At 67.8% G+C, this 16,971-nt stretch carries 11 protein-coding genes and 1 riboswitch; of the genes, 8 read left to right on the forward strand and 3 right to left on the reverse strand.

Annotation, left to right across the window (positions count from 1 at the left end):
* Positions 1–106 precede the first annotated feature (106 nt).
* Positions 107–2,956, reverse strand: a complete 2,850-nt coding sequence (locus tag QZ853_RS05485; protein ID WP_295571268.1) for a pitrilysin family protein — start codon at positions 2,954–2,956, stop codon at positions 107–109.
* A 414-nt stretch (positions 2,957–3,370) separates the two neighbouring features.
* On the opposite strand from QZ853_RS05485, the gene QZ853_RS05490 reads away from it, so the two are divergent.
* Together QZ853_RS05490 and QZ853_RS05495 are read left to right on the forward strand one after the other, a co-directional pair.
* The gene (locus QZ853_RS05490) at positions 3,371–3,847 is read left to right on the forward strand and encodes a hypothetical protein (RefSeq protein ID WP_295571269.1); all 477 of its coding nucleotides are present in this window, start codon (positions 3,371–3,373) and stop codon (positions 3,845–3,847) included.
* A 69-nt stretch (positions 3,848–3,916) separates the two neighbouring features.
* A complete protein-coding gene (locus QZ853_RS05495; RefSeq protein WP_286070588.1) occupies positions 3,917–4,396 on the forward strand; it encodes a tRNA (cytidine(34)-2'-O)-methyltransferase in 480 nt (159 codons plus the stop codon).
* A gap of 259 nt (positions 4,397–4,655) precedes the next feature.
* On the opposite strand, the gene QZ853_RS05500 is transcribed toward QZ853_RS05495, so the two are convergent.
* Entirely contained in the window at positions 4,656–5,819 is a 1,164-nt protein-coding gene (locus QZ853_RS05500) for an acyl-CoA dehydrogenase family protein (RefSeq protein WP_295571270.1), read from the reverse strand.
* 257 nt (positions 5,820–6,076) lie between these two features.
* On the opposite strand from QZ853_RS05500, the gene QZ853_RS05505 reads away from it, so the two are divergent.
* A complete protein-coding gene (locus QZ853_RS05505; protein WP_295571271.1) occupies positions 6,077–7,753 on the forward strand; it encodes an electron transfer flavoprotein-ubiquinone oxidoreductase in 1,677 nt (558 codons plus the stop codon).
* 65 nt (positions 7,754–7,818) lie between these two features.
* Complete coding sequence (locus tag QZ853_RS05510; protein WP_295571272.1) at positions 7,819–8,220, forward strand: c-type cytochrome; 402 nt, start codon at positions 7,819–7,821, stop codon at positions 8,218–8,220.
* Here QZ853_RS05510 and QZ853_RS05515 read toward each other — a convergent pair.
* Positions 8,214–11,813 (reverse strand): transporter substrate-binding domain-containing protein, encoded by a 3,600-nt coding sequence (locus QZ853_RS05515; protein ID WP_295571273.1) that lies wholly within the window; start codon positions 11,811–11,813, stop codon positions 8,214–8,216. The genes QZ853_RS05510 and QZ853_RS05515 overlap by 7 nt on opposite strands.
* 74 nt (positions 11,814–11,887) lie before the next feature.
* Here QZ853_RS05515 and QZ853_RS05520 point away from each other — a divergent pair, with 74 nt between their 5' ends.
* From QZ853_RS05520 to QZ853_RS05535, 4 genes are all read left to right on the forward strand, one after another.
* Positions 11,888–12,526, forward strand: a complete 639-nt coding sequence (locus QZ853_RS05520) for a response regulator transcription factor (protein WP_295571274.1) — start codon at positions 11,888–11,890, stop codon at positions 12,524–12,526.
* A 346-nt stretch (positions 12,527–12,872) separates the two neighbouring features.
* Positions 12,873–13,265, forward strand: coding sequence for a glycine zipper 2TM domain-containing protein (locus QZ853_RS05525; RefSeq protein WP_295571275.1), 393 nt, complete (start codon positions 12,873–12,875; stop codon positions 13,263–13,265).
* 128 nt (positions 13,266–13,393) lie between these two features.
* Positions 13,394–14,518 (forward strand): phosphotransferase, encoded by a 1,125-nt coding sequence (locus tag QZ853_RS05530; RefSeq protein ID WP_295571276.1) that lies wholly within the window; start codon positions 13,394–13,396, stop codon positions 14,516–14,518.
* A 95-nt stretch (positions 14,519–14,613) separates the two neighbouring features.
* Positions 14,614–14,709, forward strand: a riboswitch (TPP riboswitch).
* 70 nt (positions 14,710–14,779) lie between these two features.
* On the forward strand, positions 14,780–16,969 hold the full coding sequence (locus QZ853_RS05535; protein ID WP_295571277.1) for a TonB-dependent siderophore receptor: 2,190 nt from the start codon (positions 14,780–14,782) through the stop codon (positions 16,967–16,969).
* Positions 16,970–16,971 lie beyond the last annotated feature (2 nt).

Genomic DNA, 16,971 nt, shown 5'->3' on the forward strand with positions numbered 1-16,971 from the left:
TGACCGGCCAGCGCGCAGCGCGGCGTCGCTGGCCGCCGGGAAACCGCCGGGCATGGCCCGGCGCCACCACAGCAGGCCTGCCCGCCTTGGCGGGCAGGCACATCCCTTATTTCTTGACCGGGTTGCCTTCGGCATCGATCACGGTCACCTCGCCCAGGTTCAGCGCGCGCACGGCCGCTTCGGTCTGCTTGAGATCACCCACCACCACCCAGGTCAGGGCCTGCGGCTTGATTTCGGCGGCAGCCTGCTGCACCTGCGCCGGGGTCATCGCCTCGATCTCGGCCTTGCGACGCAGCACGTAATCGTCCGGTCGCTTGAACTGGACGATCGAGCCGATGGTCGAGGCCACCGCACTGGCGGTCTCGTAGGCACCGGGCAGGCTCAAGGTCTGGATGTTGCGGATGCGGTTGACCTCGGCGGCGGTAGCCGGCTTGCTGCCATCGGCGAACGCGGCGATCTCTTTGCGCATTTCCGTAATCGCCGGGCCGGTCTTGTCGATCTGCACCGGCGCACTGGCCATCCATGGACGCTGGCCCACCGAACTGGTCGCGCTGCTGCGCGCGCCATACGACCAGTGCTTGTCCTCGCGCAGGTTCATGTTCAGGCGCGAAGTGAAGTCACCACCGATCACGCCGTTGGCGATGTCGAAGCGGGTCGAGCTGGCGGCGCTGGATGGCGGCACCACCTGGCCGGCGAACAGGTTGGCCTGCACCGCGCCCGGTTGGTCGATCAGGAACACGCGCGGGCCCTTGGGCAGCGCGACATCGGTGGCCGCCTTCACCTGCGGCGCATCGCCGCTGGCCTTCCAGTCGCCCAGCTGCTTGTCCAGCAGCGGCACGATCTCGGCCAGGGTGGTGTCACCGACCACGATCAGGGTGCCGTTCTGCGGGCGCAGCCAGTCGTGGTGGAAGTCGACCAGGTCCTCGCGGGTCAGGCCGTTGATCGCCGCTTCGTCACCGCTGCCGGTGAACGGAATGGCGTACGGGTGACCCTTGCCGTACAGCAGCGGCGGCAGCACGCGCATCGCCACCGCACCCGGGTTGACCTTCTCCTGCTGGATCCCGGCGATCCAGGTGGCACGCACCCGGTCGATCTCGCCCTGTTCGAAGCGCGGCTCGCGCAGCAGGTCGCGGTACAGCGCCAGCGACGGCGCCAGGTTCTCCTTCAGGGCCGACAGGTCCACGCTCATCGAGTCCAGCCCGGCCGAGGCGTCCAGGCTGGCGCCCAGCGCATCGGCTGCATCGGCAAAGGCCAGCGAGCCCAGCTTGCCGGCACCTTCGGTCATCAGGCTCATGGTGAAGTTGGCGGTACCGGGCTTGCGGCCCTGGTCGGCGCTGAAGCCACCCGGGAACTGGTAGCTGAACTGCACCACCGGAATCTCATGGCGCTCGGCCAGGATCACCTGCGTGCCGTTCTTCAGCGTGGCGCGCTGCAGCGCCGGGAACTTCAGCGGCGGGAACTCGCGCGTCTGCGGCACGCCGGCCTTGCGGTCGACCTGGTCGGGCAGCGTGCTGTACTTGGGATCCGCCGCCGGCACGTTGAACGGCTTCGGCGCCTGGCTCGGTTCCTCCTTCAGCGCCACGCGCTCACCCGGTGTGATCACCAGGGTGTGGCTGCCCTTGTCCAGCCACTGCGCGCCGAGGCGGCTGAGATCGGCGGCGGTGGTCTTCTCGATGTTGGCCAGCGAGGTACGGAAGCAGCCCGGATCGCCGGTGAACACCGCGCACTCGGCCAGCGCGTCGGCCTTGCCGCCGAAGCCACCGATGCGTTCGATGCCGCGGATGAAGCCGGCGCGGGCGCCGGTCTTGGCACGCTCAAGTTCGGCGGCGGTCGGGCCCTGCTTGATCAGCCGGTCCAGTTCCTCATCGATGATCCTTTCGACCTTGGCCGGGTCCTGGCCCTGCTTGACCGTGGCCACGATCAGGAAGTTGGAGCCCAGCTGCGACGACGACAGGCCCGAACCGATGCTGTCCACCAGCTTGTCCTGGTGCTGCAGGCGCTGGCTCAGGCGCGAGGATTTGGCACCGCCCAGTACCTGCGCGAACAGCTGCAGCTGGTCGATGTCGGTGGTACCGACCTGCGGCACGTTCCAGGCGCGGTAGATGCGCGCCTGCGGCACCTTGTCGGTCATCGTTTCGCGGGTGTCAGCGCTGCGCTTGGCGACGTTCACCGCCGGCTGCGCCATGGTCGGGCCGGCCGGGATGCTGCCGAAATAGCGGGCAACCTTTTCCTTGGCGGTGGCGACGTCGATGTCGCCGGCCAGCACCAGCACCGCGTTGTTCGGGCCGTACCAGGTGCGGAACCAGGTCTTCACGTCGTCCAGCGACGCGGCGTTGAGATCGTTCATCGAGCCGATCACGCCGTGGTGGTACGGATGGCCGACCGGGTACAGCGCCTTGTTGAGCTGGTCCCAGGCCTGTCCATACGGCTGGTTCTCGCCCTGGCGCTTCTCGTTCTGCACCACGCCACGCTGCTCGTCCAGCGCGGCCTGGTCGATCGCACCGACCAGATGGCCCATGCGGTCCGATTCCATCCACAGCGCCATGTCCAGCGCGGTGGTCGGCACGTTCTCAAAGTAGTTGGTGCGGTCGGTATTGGTGGTGCCGTTCTGGTTGGTGGCACCGACCTGCTTGAACGGTTCGAAGAATTCGCCGCTGTGGTTCTCGCTGCCCTGGAACATCAGGTGTTCAAACAGGTGCGCAAAGCCGGTGCGGCCGGCCGGTTCGTCCTTGCTGCCGACGTGGTACCAGACATTGACCGCCACGATCGGCGCCTTGCGATCGGTATGCACGATCACGCGCAGGCCATTGGGCAGGGTGAACTGCTCGTACGGAATATCGACCTTGGCCGGTGCCGCCGGCTTGGCGGCCAGCGCATGGGTGGGCGCAAGCGTGCCCAAGGCGGTACTGAGGGCAACGGCCAGCAGTGCAGCGCGCGGGCGAAGGGCGAGAGACATATCCGGATCCTTGGTCACATAGGTGAACCGCGATCCTAGCCTGCGCGCGCTGCGGCAGGAATCGGTCGGGAGTCACTGGGGGTGTTTGCCCCGGTCCGCCATCCGGGCGCTCCTTCGCCCGTTCTGATACGTCACATGCATCGGCAGGTCCCGTCCGGACAGTGTCCGCGGCCCATCGAATGGACAGGTGTCCGCCCACCGGACACTTTCTCTGAGTTAAAAAACCTTTGCAAATCAATGGCTAAAAGTTGGCACGGGGATTGCTTCGTAGTTCCTGCGCCAAGAAGGGCTTCAGACAAAAGCTGACTGAAGACTGAACAAATGCAGGAAATCGAAAATTTTCCTTGCAAGCCCAGAACTGGTGTACTACCTTACTACCACACCACTGATCACCAACACCAAACAGGCCCCGTCATGAACGCCAAGACCATTGCCATCGCCATCGCCCTGATCGCCGGCACCGCGGTTGTTTCGTCGGTGCAGGCCTCCGAATCCATCAAGACCCTGCACACCGTGCAGGTCCGTCCGGCCGCCGACCAGCTGGCCCAGCAGGCCTGGGAACAGGCCAGCGGCATCCCGACCCTGGCCACCGTGGAAGTGCGCCCGAGCGCCGACCAGCTGGCCGAGCGCAACGGCTACGCCGCCGCCCCGGTCGCCGCCGCGATGCCGATCACCACGCTGGCCTCGGTGGAAGTCCGTCCGAGCCTGGAACAGCGCGTCGCCCTGGCCGCCGAACTGGAAGCCCAGCGCTACGCCGCCACCCTGGCCGCCGCCGCCACCAGCGTCGCCAACCAGGTGATCGTCAACCTGCCGGCCCTGCAGGTGCGTCCGAGCGCTGCCGATCTGCAGGCCCTGGCCACCGAAACCGCCCAGGTCCTGCTGCGCCCGTGACCGGTGCCGCCCTGCCCTGCGCAGGGCGTGCGCCGTAAAGGCGGCGGCCGTGGCAGGTACACTGCGCCGATGAATGCCGCGCCCCAGTTCCACGTGATCCTGTTCCAACCGGAAATCCCGCCCAACACGGGCAATGTGATCCGGCTCTGCGCCAACACCGGCGCGCAGCTGCACCTGGTCGAGCCCCTCGGCTTCGCACTGGAAGACAAGCAGCTCAAGCGCGCCGGGCTGGACTACCACGAGTACTCGCGCCTGCAGGTGCACACCGACCTGGACACCGCGCTGGCGCGGATCGCGCCCAAGCGGGTATTTGCCCTGAGCACGCGGGCCAGCGTCCGCTACGACAGCGTGGCGTTCGAAGACGGCGACGCGTTCCTGTTCGGCCCGGAAAGCCGTGGCCTGCCGCAGGACGTACTCGATGCCCTGCCCGATGGCCGCCGCCTGCGCCTGCCGATGCGGCCGGACAACCGCAGCCTCAATCTGTCCAACACCGTGGCCGTGGTGATGTACGAAGCGTGGCGGCAGCATGGGTTTGCCGGCGGGGCGTAGCTCACGTGTGTCACTTTCTTTGCGCTCGCAAAGAAAGTAACCAAAGAAACGCGCCGCCATCCGCGAGCCGGTGCTGCGCACCGGTACCCTGCGCTCCTCGGCCCGCCCGGGGACGGCGCGGAACTCGCTACGCTCAGGCATCTGCGCCTCTTCGCCCCGCCTGACCTGCGGTGCTCGGCTCGCTTCAAGGCGGACCCAACCGCCGCTCGCGCGCTGAAGGAATACGCCAACCAAGGTTGGCACCCACCGGAAGCAGGGTTCAGAACGCGTTGATGCCGGTCAGTTCGCGGCCGATCACCAGCTGGTGCACGGTCTCGGTGCCTTCATAGGTGATCACCGATTCCAGGTTCAGCGCGTGCCGGATCGCCACATGCTCGGTGGTGATGCCGGCACCGCCCAGCAGGTCGCGACACTCCCGGGCGATGTCGATGGCCATGCGGCAGTTGTTCCACTTGGCCAAGCTCACCTGCTGCGGCTGCAGCTGGCCGGCTTCCTTCAGTCGGCCCAGCTGCAGTGCCAGCAGCTGCGCGGTGGTGATGCGGCGCGCCATCTCGGCCAGCTTGATCTGCGCGCTCTGCGTGGCCGCCAGCGGACGGCCGAACAGCACGCGTTCCATGGCATAGCCCAGCGCTTCATCGAGGCAGGCAATGGCCGAACCGATCGGGCCCCAGCTGATGCCGTAACGGGCCTGGGTCAAGCAGCCCAGCGGTCCCTTCAGTCCCTTCACATTCGGCAGGCGGTGGCTGTCGGGCACGCGCACGTCGTCGAAGAACAGCGCACCGGTCAGCGACGCGCGCAGGCTCATCTTGTGCTTGATTTCCTGCGTGGTGAAGCCAGCCATGCCCTTTTCCAGCACGAAGCCCTGGATGCCGTCCTCGGTCTGCGCCCAGACGATGGCCAGATCGGCCACCGGGCCACTGGTGATCCACATCTTGCTGCCACTGATGCGCCAGTCACTGCCATCGCGCACCGCGCGGGTCTTCATGCTGGCCGGGTCGGAACCGCCGTGCGCCTCGGTCAGGCCGAAGCAGCCGATCAGTTCACCGCGCGCCATCGCCGGCAGCCACTGCTGGCGCTGCTCCTCGCTGCCATAGGCGTAGATCGGGTACATGCACAGCGAGCTCTGCACCGACACGAAGCTGCGCAGGCCGGAATCGCCGCGCTCCAGCTCCTGGCAGATCAGGCCGTAGCTGACCGCGCCGAGGCCACCGCCGCCGTACTCGGTCGGCAGGGTCGCACCGAGCAGGCCCAGCGAAGCGATCTCCGGCACCAGTTCGTCGGGGAAACGGGCCTGGTCAAAGGCATCGCCGATGATCGGCAGCACGCGTTCGTTGGTGAAGCGGGCCACGCTCTCCTGCACCGCGCGCTCTTCCTCGTTGAGCAGGGAACGGACATCGAACAGATCGTACGGATGCAAAGCCATGGCACTCACACGCAGTCAGGACCCGGCCATTGTCGGTCATCCGGGCAGAGCGTGCCGAGCAACGTCGGCACCTGCCAGAGCTGCGGCACTACGCTGCAATGCAGCAATCTTGGCGTGAACGGTGCCGATCTAGCTCGATCACGCGCGGCCCGGTACCCTGACACATTCAAACAACCGTTTCGCCCGTGGCCGCACGCGCGATTCCCAGGCACCGCCGGTGGCCCCGATGCCGGCCCTACCCACGAGTCATGCAATCGATGAGCGCTGAAGCCAACGCCCTGCCCCCGCGTGAAGTAATGGAATTCGACGTGGTGATCGTCGGTGCCGGCCCCGCCGGCCTGGCCACCGCGATCCGCCTGCGCCAGCGCGCGATCGAAGCCGGCCGCGAATTGTCGGTGTGCGTGCTGGAGAAGGGGTCCGAGCCGGGCGCGCACGTGCTGTCCGGTGCGGTGATGGACCCGCGCGCGCTGACCGAACTGTTCCCGGACTGGGCCGAGCGCGGCGCACCGCTGAAGCAGAAGGTTACCCGCGACGAGTTCCTGTTCCTCAGCGAGACCGGTTCGCGCAGCACCCCCAACGCGCTGCTGCCGGAGTGCTTCCACAACGAAGGCAACTACATCATCAGCCTGGGTGAAGTGACCCGCTGGCTGGCGCAGCAGGCCGAGGCGCTGGAGGTTGCGATCTTCCCGGGTTTCGCCGCCGCCGAAGTGCTGTATGGCGACAACGGTGAAGTGATCGGCGTGGCCACCGGCGACATGGGCATCGAGAAGGACGGCAGCATCGGCCCGGCGTTCGAGCGCGGCATGGCCCTGCAGGCGAAGTACACGATCTTCGCCGAAGGTGCGCGCGGCCACCTGGGCCGCCAGCTGATCGCCCGCTACACGCTGGACGAAGGCAAGGACCCCCAGGCCTACGGCATCGGCATCAAGGAACTGTGGCAGATCGACCCGGCCAAGCATGAGCCTGGCCTGGTGGTGCATGCCGCCGGCTGGCCGCTGGACAGCGATACCTACGGCGGTGCGTTCCTGTACCACGCCGACGGCGGCAAGGTCGCCATCGGCTACGTGGTCGGCCTGGACTACAAGAATCCGTGGCTGAGCCCGTTCGAGGAATTCCAGCGCTTCAAGACCCACCCGGACATCCGCAAGCACCTGGAGGGTGGCACCCGCATCGGTTACGGCGCGCGCGCGATCACCGCCGGTGGCCTGCTGTCGCTGCCGAAGACGGTGTTCCCGGGTGGCGCATTGGTCGGCTGCGAGGCCGGCTACCTCAACGCCAGCCGAATCAAGGGCAGCCACGCGGCGATCAAGACCGGCATGCTGTGCGCCGACGCCGCGTTCGATGCGCTGGCTGCTGACCGCCAGCACGATGAACTGAGCGCGTATCCGAAGGCGTTCGAAGCCAGCTGGCTGTTCACCGAACTGCAGCAGGCCAAGAACTTCAAGCAGTGGTTCAAGAAGGGCCAGACCGTGGCCACGCTGATGACCGGCGTGGAGCAGTGGCTGCTGCCCAAGCTGGGCGTGCGCAACCCTCCGTGGACCCTGCACCGCACCCAGCCGGATCACGCCTGCCTGGAACCGGCGGCCAAGCACACTCGCATCGCCTACCCGAAGCCGGATGGTGTACTGAGCTTCGATCGTCTCAGCTCGGTGTTCCTGAGCAGCACCAACCACGACGAAAACCAGCCCAGCCACCTGACGCTGAAGGACCCGAGCATTCCGGTGAAGGTCAACCTGGCCGAGTACGCCGGCCCGGAAGCGCGCTACTGCCCGGCCGGCGTGTACGAGTTCGTTGGCGAAGCCGACAACGCACGGCTGCAGATCAACGCGCAGAACTGCGTGCACTGCAAGACCTGCGACATCAAGGACCCGACCCAGAACATCGTCTGGGTGACCCCGCAGGGCGGCGGCGGCCCGAACTACTCGGGCATGTGATCGCCACGGGCTGCGACCGCGCGTCGCAGCCCGTCGGTTGCCGCGCAGCGCTATCCTGCCCGCCCATGCGTGCTTCCCACCTGCTCATCGCCGTTGCCGTGGCGCTGGTCGCCACAGCCTGCCAGCGCCCGCCTGCAGCACCCGCTACGCCGGAACAGGCGCGCCAGCAGGCCATGCAGCGCGCGTTCGAACTGTGTGCCGGCTGCCACACTGTGCAGCCCGGTGGCATCCATCGCTTCGGGCCCAACCTGCACGGCGTGATCGGCCGCCGCGCCGGCAGCCTGCCCGATTACGGCTATTCCGACGGCATGCGCCGCGCCAACCTCACCTGGACCGCGCAGACGCTGGATACCTTCCTGCAGTCACCCACGCACCTGGTGCCGGGCACGCGCATGTACAACGCCTTTCCCAGCGCCGAACGCCGCGCCCTGGTGATCGCCTACCTGCAGCAGCAGTCCGCTCAGTGAGCCAGGCGCTGCAGCTGCCGCTGCAGCCGCGCCACGAAGTCGGCCACCTCGGCAAACAGCGGTGCCGGATCGGAGGGATCCACCTCCTGCAGGCGTTCGACCAGTGCATTGGCCTGCGCGGCCAGCGCCGTCGCCCCCACCGCGCCAAGGCCACCAGCCTGGCGATGCAGGTGCAGTGCGGCGGTCACGCCATCACCCGCCTGCAGCGCACGCTGCACAGCGGCCAGATCGCTCTCACTGGCCTGCAGCAGGCTGTCGCGCAGCTGCTCGGCGACCGCGCGCGAACCGTAGCGCTGCTGCAACGCCGCCATGTCGGGCACCGCATCCCCATCAGCAGCAGACTGCTGTGCTGCCGGCGCATCGAACACCTGGCCCTGTGCCTGCGGCAGCCAGCGCAGCAGCGCCGCGCGCAATGTTGCCAGCGACAACGGCTTGGCCAGCACTTCATCCATGCCCGCCTCGCGGCAACGGCGCGCGTCGTCGTCCAGCACGCTGGCGGTCAACGCCAGAACGGTCAGCCGGGGTTGCCCGGTGCGGCCCTCGCGCTCGCGCAGCAGGCGGGTGAACGCAAAACCGTCCAGCACCGGCATCCGGCAATCGGTGATGACCAGATCGAACGACTCCGTTGACAGCCGGTCCAGCCCCTGCTGGCCGTCGCCGACCAGCACATGCGGCACGCCCAGCTGCTGCAGCCGCCAGGCCATCATCGCCTGGTTGGTCGGATGGTCCTCGATCACCAGCACCCGCGCCTGGCGCAGCGCCGGCGGCAGCAGAGCCGCCTGTTCCTGCTCGGCATCCAGCGCTTCAACGTCCCCGCTGCCGGCTTCGACCAGCGAGAAGCGCACTTCGGCACGCGTGCCTTCGCCCAGCACGCTGTGCAGCGTGAGTTCGCCGTCCATCATCTTCACCAGGCGCTGGCAGATGCTCAGGCCCAGGCCGGTGCCACCGTGGTCGCGCTGGATGTAGGCGCCAGCCTGGGTGAAGGGCGCGAACAGGTGCTGCAGCTGTTCCGGCGCGATGCCCATGCCGGTGTCGGTCACGCTCAGGCACAGTGGCTGGCCACCATTGGCGGCGGTCGGCCCCGTCACTTCCAGCTGCAGGCGCACTTCACCCTGCGACGTGAACTTGATGGCGTTGCTGAGCAGGTTGAACACGATCTGGCGCAGGCGCACGCCATCCACCTCGTGGGCCGCCGCCAGCTGCGGGTCGATCTGCACATGCAGCGCCAGCCCGCGTGCGCTGGCCTGCGCCGACAGCAGCCGGCACACGCTTTCCAGCAACGGGCGCAGCCGTTGCGGCACCGGCTCCAGGCGCAGTGCGTCCGCCTCCAGCCGCGAGTAGTCGAGGATGTCATCGAGGATCTGCCGCAGCATCTGCGCCGAGTCCTCGATTGCGCCGAGGATGCGCTTCTGTTCGGCGTCCAACGGCGAGTGCGCCAGCACTTCCAGCATGCCCAGCACGCCGCTCATCGGCGTGCGGATCTCATGGCTCATCGTGGCCAGGAAGCGCGACTTCGCGTCGGCGGCCTGCTCGGCCTCGGCCTTGGCAGCGGTCAGCGCCTCGGCTTGCGCGCGCGCTTCGCTCACATCCACCCAGTATCCACTCCAGGTCACCGCACCGGCCTCGGCCGCATATGGATGGGCCTGGCTGCGCACCCAGCGCACGCCGGCACCGTCGGTACGCAGGCGGAATTCGAGGATCAGCGGTGCGAACTGCCGGGCCGCCTGTTCCACCGCCTGCAGGATGCGCGCGCGATCGTCCTCTTCGACGCGCGCCAGCAGGGTACTGGCATCCTGCTCGGCCTGCTGCCGGGTGATGCCGAACAATGCCTGCAGATCGCCGGCAATGAACGGGAAACTGAGCGCACCGTCGGCCTCGCGGCGGGCCTGGTAGACCACCGCCGGCAGGTTGTCGGTGACCTCTGCCAAGCGCTGTTCCAGGTGACGGCGCCCAGCCACTTCGCGGCGCAGGCGCCAGTAGCCGATGCCATGCACCAGCAACGCGGTCAGCAATACCAGCAGCAGCGGCAGGGCCCAACGCAGCGCGGTCGTCCAGTCGACACCGTTGCGGTACTCCACCGCCAGCCAGTCGCCGCGCAGCGCCTCGCGCGTGCGCGGCGGCATCTGCAGCAGCATGCGGTCGAAGGTGGTGGCCAGGGCGGCATGGCGGCGCTCCACCGCCAGCACCAGCTGGTCGTTGAAGCCGGCCGGGGCAGCCACCTGCAGCTGCCCCGGGAAGCGGTTGCGCAGGAGGTGGTCGACCAGCGCGAGGTTGCCCACGTAGACATCGGCTTCGCCATCGCTCACCCGCTGCAGGGCCTGTTCGGCGCTGCGCGCGGCGATGATCCTGGCCTGTGGCGCCTGCTGCAGCACGTAACCACGCACCCGTTCGGGGTCGGACAGCAGCACGCGCTTGCCCTGCAGGTCCGACAGCCCCAGCAGCGCTGGACTGTCCTTGCGGCTGACAATCACGTTCGGCACGCTGATGAAGGGCTGGCTGAACACCCAGTCCGGGCCCAGGTAGCGCGAGTCGGCGGGAATGCCGATCACCGCCTGCAGTTCGCCACGGCGTGCCTTCTCGCGCACGTCGAACCAGTCGTGGCTGTTCTCCGGCTGCAGGTTGGCGCCGGCCGCGATCAACCGCTGCAGGTACTCGCTGGCCAGGCCACTTGGCTTGCCGTCCGTGTCGGCAAACGAGAGCGGCGCGGCGTTGGGGGCAAAGCCGATCTTCAGCGGCTGCTCCAGCACCCGCTTTTCGGCCTGGCTCAGCGCCAGCTGTGCTGGCACCGACCACTTCGGCGGGGTCAGCCAGCGCTGGGCGAGAGCGTCGATCTGGGCCTGGCTGGTCGCCGCCAGGGCCAGATCCAGCGCCTCGGCCAGCGGTTGCTTGCTGTTGGAAATGCCGAAGTGCAGCCGTTCGGGGAGCAGATCGCTGGGACGCAACAGCACCACGCCTTCCAGCCGCTGGCGCGCAATCAGTTCGGTGGCGACATAGGCATTGCCGATGTAGACATCAGCTTTGTCGTCTCTGACCATCTGCAATGCCGTCAGAGTGTTGTTTACGACAAGTTGGCGCGCACGCGGGAAACGCGCACGCACCTGGCCGGCGGTCAGGAAATCCTGTTCGATCACCACCCGCAGACCCTCCAGGTCCGGCATTTCAGAGGCGCGCAGATCCCCCGGCCGGCCGACGATGGCGAGCGCGGCCTCAGCGTAGGCGGCGGTATAGACCATGCAACGGGTGCGGTCGGCACTCAGGCCGATGTTCATCACCACGTCGATCTCGCCACGACATGCCGCATCCAGCACGGATGTCCAATCGGGATAGCGACGGGCCTCCACCTTCACGCCCAATTGACGGGCAAGAAGCGACAGATAATCCGGCCCCAAGCCAACCTGTTGCCCATCACGGAGGGACTCGAACGGCGGCCAGCCGCTGTCATACTGCCCCACCACGATGGTGGGATGGGCGGCGAGGTACTCGCGCTGCAACGGACTGAGCGGAAGCGGCCCCGGCACCGCCTGTGCCAGGGCTACCGGCAGCAGCATCACGGCCAGCAGCAGGACCAGCCCGCGAACAGCCCAGCTACGCATCGGCGTCGATCTCCTAGAATGCTGGCAGGGACCGCGATGGTCGCGGCCCAGCCTACCGGTGGTCATACTAGAGCATGAGCTTGCGCATCATCATCGCAGACGACCACCCCGTGGTCCGCATCGGTACCCGCGCCGTCATCGAGTCCAGCGGGGTGGGCCGGGTGGTCGGTGAAGCCGACAGCGCGCAGGCGCTGATGACCCTGCTCGGCAGCCAGCCCTGCGACCTGCTGGTGACCGATTACTCCATGCCCGGCAGCCCGCAGGCCGACGGCTTCACCATGATCGGCATGATCCGCCGCCGCTATCCCGACCTGCCGGTGCTGATGCTCAGCGTCTCCAACAACCTGGCGATCCTGCGCATGGTGCTCGACAGTGGCGTGCTGGGCCTGGTCGACAAGAGCTCGTCGATGGACGAGCTGCCGCAGGCCATCCAGTCGGTCTATCGCGGCCAGCCCTACATCAGCCGCAGCCTGCGCGAGCGGGTGGAGACCGCCGGCAGCTGGCGCATGCGCGAGGGCGACGGCAAGCCGCTGTCACCGCGCGAAGTGGAGGTGCTGCGGCTGCTCGGCACCGGCATGACGGTGAAGGAGATTTCGCTGCAGCTGCACAAGAGCGTCAGCACCATCAGCCGGCAGAAGGGTGACGCCATGCTCAAGCTGGGACTGAAGGGCGACGCTGAACTGTTCGACTACCTGCGCGATGGCAACATCTGACCGGCCGCGCGCATGATCCGCGCGCCGATCCTGCTGCGCCAGCGGCAGCAACCCCAGCTGAAAAGGGCTCGCCAGGCGCAGCGGATGATGCTGGCCTGAGCCCCCGAACGCCTTGCTGGACAAGGGCGTGGTCTGGCATGCGCCGCTGTTTTCCCCACTGCCAGCTGAGCGGCCGCGGTCACTTTCAGCCTTGCTTCATGCCGCCTGCCGCTAGATGAATGCGCAAGCCGCCCGGTGGACCCGGCAATGTTCCGACAACGTTGGAACGCCAGCGTGGTCTCCACGGCAGCCAGGGCGCCCGCGCCCTCCCTGCCCACGTGGCATGCACCTCACAGGAGAATCGAACATGCTCAGTACTTCCACACTCAGCTTCCGTGGTCTGGCGATGGCCCTTGCACTGGTTGCCGGTGTCGCCGTGGTCAGCGATGCCAGCGCGATGTCGAGGAAGGACAAGCGCACCCTGGTCGGCGCCGTGGTGGGTGGCGTGGCCGGCAACCTGCTCTCCAACGGCGACCCGGCGGCCACCGTCGGCGGTGCCGTGGCCGGCGGTGCGATCGGCAATCTGACCACCTCCGACCGCCGCGACCGTCGCTATTACGACAACCGCTACGACCGCCGTTACGACCGTGGCTACTACCGCAGCGGCTACTACGACCGCGGGGATCACCGCCGCTGGCAGCGCGAGCGTTACTACGACAACCGCTACTACAACGATCGCGGCCGCCATCGCGGCTGGTAAGCGGCAGCACGGCACACTGCATGCCGACGCTGGGGCGGGCGGGTCGATGACCCGCCCGTTTGCGTTGGCCGTGGTCATGGCGTTGAATGCGCAGCCTTGGACGTGACTTTCCCCTCTCGGGCTGCGGCATGACTTCTTCTTCCCACCGCGTGCAGGGCCTCAACAACGATGAGGTCGCCGCCGACTGGCCGCCGATCAGCACCGCAGACATCGGGTGGCTGAGCGCGCGCTACCCACAGCTGGGCGAGCACAGCGCACCACGCTGGCACAGCCCGCGGCCGTTGTCGGCCGCGGCCATCGTCGACGGCACGCACGGCGCGGTGTTCATCAAGCGCCATCACCACAGCGTGCGCAGCGCGGCCTGCCTGCAGGAAGAGCACCGCTTCATCGCCCATCTCGCCCACGCCGGCGTGCCGGTCGTGCAGGTGCTGGCCTCGGCCGATGGCCAGACGGCCGTCGAGCACGATCAGTGGACCTTTGAACTGCACGCCGTCGGTGCGGGTGACGACCTGTACCGCGATGCGGTGTCGTGGTCGCTGCTGACCGACGTCGGGCAGGCCCGCCAAGCGGGCCGCGCGCTCGCGCAGCTGCACCGCGCTTCGGCCAGCTTCCACGCGCCCCAGCGCAGCACGCACCTGCTGGTAGCACGCGACGAACTGATCCGCGCCGACGATCCGATTGCAGCGATCAAGGCCGACCTGCCCGCGCGCCCAGGCCTGGCCCGCTATCTCGCACGTATCCCCTGGGAAGCACAGCTGCGCCGCCACGTCCTGACCTGGCACGCCGGCCTGGCCAAGCGCCTGCGCGACGAACCCGCGCTGTGGGCGCACAACGACTGGCACGTCTCCAACCTGCTGTGGCGCGACGGCCAGGTCAGCACCGTGCTGGATTTCGGGCTGGCCTCGCCCACCAGCGCACTGTTCGACCTCGCCACCGCGATCGAGCGCAACGCGGTGGCGTGGCTGGAACTGGAACGCGGCAGCGACGCGGTGCGCATCGACATCGCGCTGGCATTGCTCGATGGCTACCGGCAGGTACTGCCGCTGTCGTCAACGCGCGTGCACCTGCTGGCCGACCTGCTGCCGATGGTCCATTTCGACTTCGCACTGTCCGAAGTGGAGTATTTCGAAGGTGTCACCGGCTCCACCGCGAACGCCGACGTGGCCTGGCAGCCCTTCATGCTGGGGCATCCAGCCTGGTTCCACAGTGCGCCCGGGCAGGCACTGCTGCAGGCGCTGCACGCCGCCGCGTGACCCGGTTGGCGCACCGTTGGGGACGCATCATCAGGGTCAGCTTTCCTGTGAAAAGGGCTGCGCTCGCAAATCCGTACCATTTGTAGTGAAATGGCCACCTGAAGCGGGGGTGCCTGGATCTGCCAGGCTGAGAGAGTCCCTTGGAACCTGATCCGGTTTGCACCGGCGTAGGGAGCTTTGAGCCGCAGCCACACCCCCGTCATGGGCCGGTGCGCCTGCGCGCCGTCGCTTCGTCTCCCTTGTTGTCCGAAGACGAATCGAATGAACCGCTGCCTGCGCCCCACCCTGCTCTTCCTCGCCCTCTGCGCTTCGCTGCCGCTGCATGCCAGCGAGGCCGAGGCGTCCCCAGACGCGGCTGCCACCGGCGCCCAACGCTCACCCACCGAACTGGCGGCGGTGCGCGTGGAGGCCGGCAAACCGAAGGCCGACACCTCGCGCGTGAACGCCTTCGGTGGCGGCAGCTGGAAGGACACCCCGGCTTCGGTCAACGTGCTCGAGCGCGACTACCTCGACCGCCGCCAGGTGCGTTCGCTGTCCGAGCTGGCCAGCAACGATGCCTCGCTGGGCGATGCCTATGCGCCGGTGGGCTACTACCAGAACATCGCCATCCGCGGCTTCGCGCTGGACGCGGCGACCGGCTACCGCTTCAACGGCCTGTCCATCGCCGGCGAACAGCGCCTGGCGCTGGAGAACGTGCAGTCGGTGGAGATCCTCAAGGGCGAGGCTGGCCTCGCCGCCGGGGTGATGGCGCCGGGCGGCATCATCAACTACATCGGCAAGCGCCCGGCCGAAGTGCGCAACGCTACGCTTGGCACCGATTCGGAAGGCTCACGCTACGTCGCCGTTGATGTCGGCCACTGGATCACCCCGCGCTTCGGCCTGCGGCTGAATGCCGCATGGGACTCCAGCAATTCCTATGTCGAGCACGCCGATGGCCGCCGCAACTTCTACTCGCTGGCGGCCGACTGGCTGATCGGCGAACGCGGCAAGCTGGAGGTGGACGCCAACTACCAGACCAGCTCGCAGCGCTCGGTGTCGGGCTACCAGCTGCTGGGCGCACGCGACCTGCCACGCGGCGTCGACCGCGAGCACCTGCTCGGCTACCAGCCGTGGCAGCGCCCGGTGGATATCGCCAGTACCAACATCACCGCGCTGCACACCTACGACTTCAACGACGCCTGGCAGTCGCGCGTCTCGGTCGGCCACAGCCGTTCGGTGATCGACGACAACGTCGCCTTCGCCTACGGCTGCTACTACGCCGCGCAATGCGCCGATGGCAGCGTGCCGGGCAACTACTTTGCGCCCAACGGCGATTACGATGTCTACGACTACCGCAGCCCGGACGACAGCCGCCGCAACCAGCAGGCACGTGCCGAACTGCGCGGCCGCTTCGCGACCGGCAGCGTCGGCCACCAGCTGACCGTCGGTGCCGATTATTTCCGCCGCACCGTGGACAGGCGCCCCAGCGTCAACGAGTACGTCGGCACCAGCAACATCCACGACGCGCAGGTGCCGGTGTTCGAGCCGTCGCCGAAAATGCCCGGCCCATCCGCACGACGCCTGGACAGCCGCCAGACCGCGTTCTTCGCGCTGGACCGGATGAGCTTCGGAGACGACTGGCAGTGGCTGGCCGGTGGCCGCTTCGTGCGCCTGGACGAGCGTGCGTATGACAAGCGCGGCATCCCGCAGCGCCACAGCCGCCTGTCGCGCTTCCTGCCGCAGACCGCACTGGTGTGGAAGGCCACCGGCCAGCTCAACGCCTACGCCAGCTACGTGCGCGGCATTTCGCTGGGCCAGGAAGCGCCGTTCTGGACCTCCAACGCCGATGCGTTCCTGCCGTCGGTGCAGTCGCGGCAGCTGGAAGTGGGCGTGAAGTACGTGCCGGTCGAGGCACTGACGCTGGGCGCTGCGCTGTTCCGCATTTCGCAGCCGTACCAGTACGCCCAGCCCGACAACAGCGACGTCGGCTACACCTTCGTCGAGCAGGGCACGCAGGCCCACACCGGCCTGGAGCTGACCGCCAATGGCCAGCTGACCAATGCGCTGCAGATCGTGGCCAGCGCCAGCGTGCTGCAGGCGCGCGCGCGCGATACCGGTACGCCGGCCTATGAAGGCCATCAGCTGGTGAACGTGCCGAAGGTGCGCGCCAGCGTGCACCTGGCCTACGCGCTGCCATTCGTGCAGGGCCTGGATGTCACTGGCGGCTGGCGCTACGCCGGTGCCAACGTCGCGCGTGCCGATGGCGGCGTGCGTGCACCGGACTACTCGGTGTTCGACGCAGGCCTGCGCTTCCAGCATCGCCTGCACGAACGTGCGGTGACCTGGAACCTGTCGGTGGACAACGTGTTCAATCGCTTCTACTGGCGCGATACCGGCAGCAGCGGCGGTGACTATTACCTGTTCCCCGGCGCACCGCGACAGGCGCGCCTGTCGGTGACGTTCGCGCTGTGAGC

It is taken from the genome of uncultured Stenotrophomonas sp. (assembly GCF_913778665.1).
Classification (GTDB): domain Bacteria; phylum Pseudomonadota; class Gammaproteobacteria; order Xanthomonadales; family Xanthomonadaceae; genus Stenotrophomonas.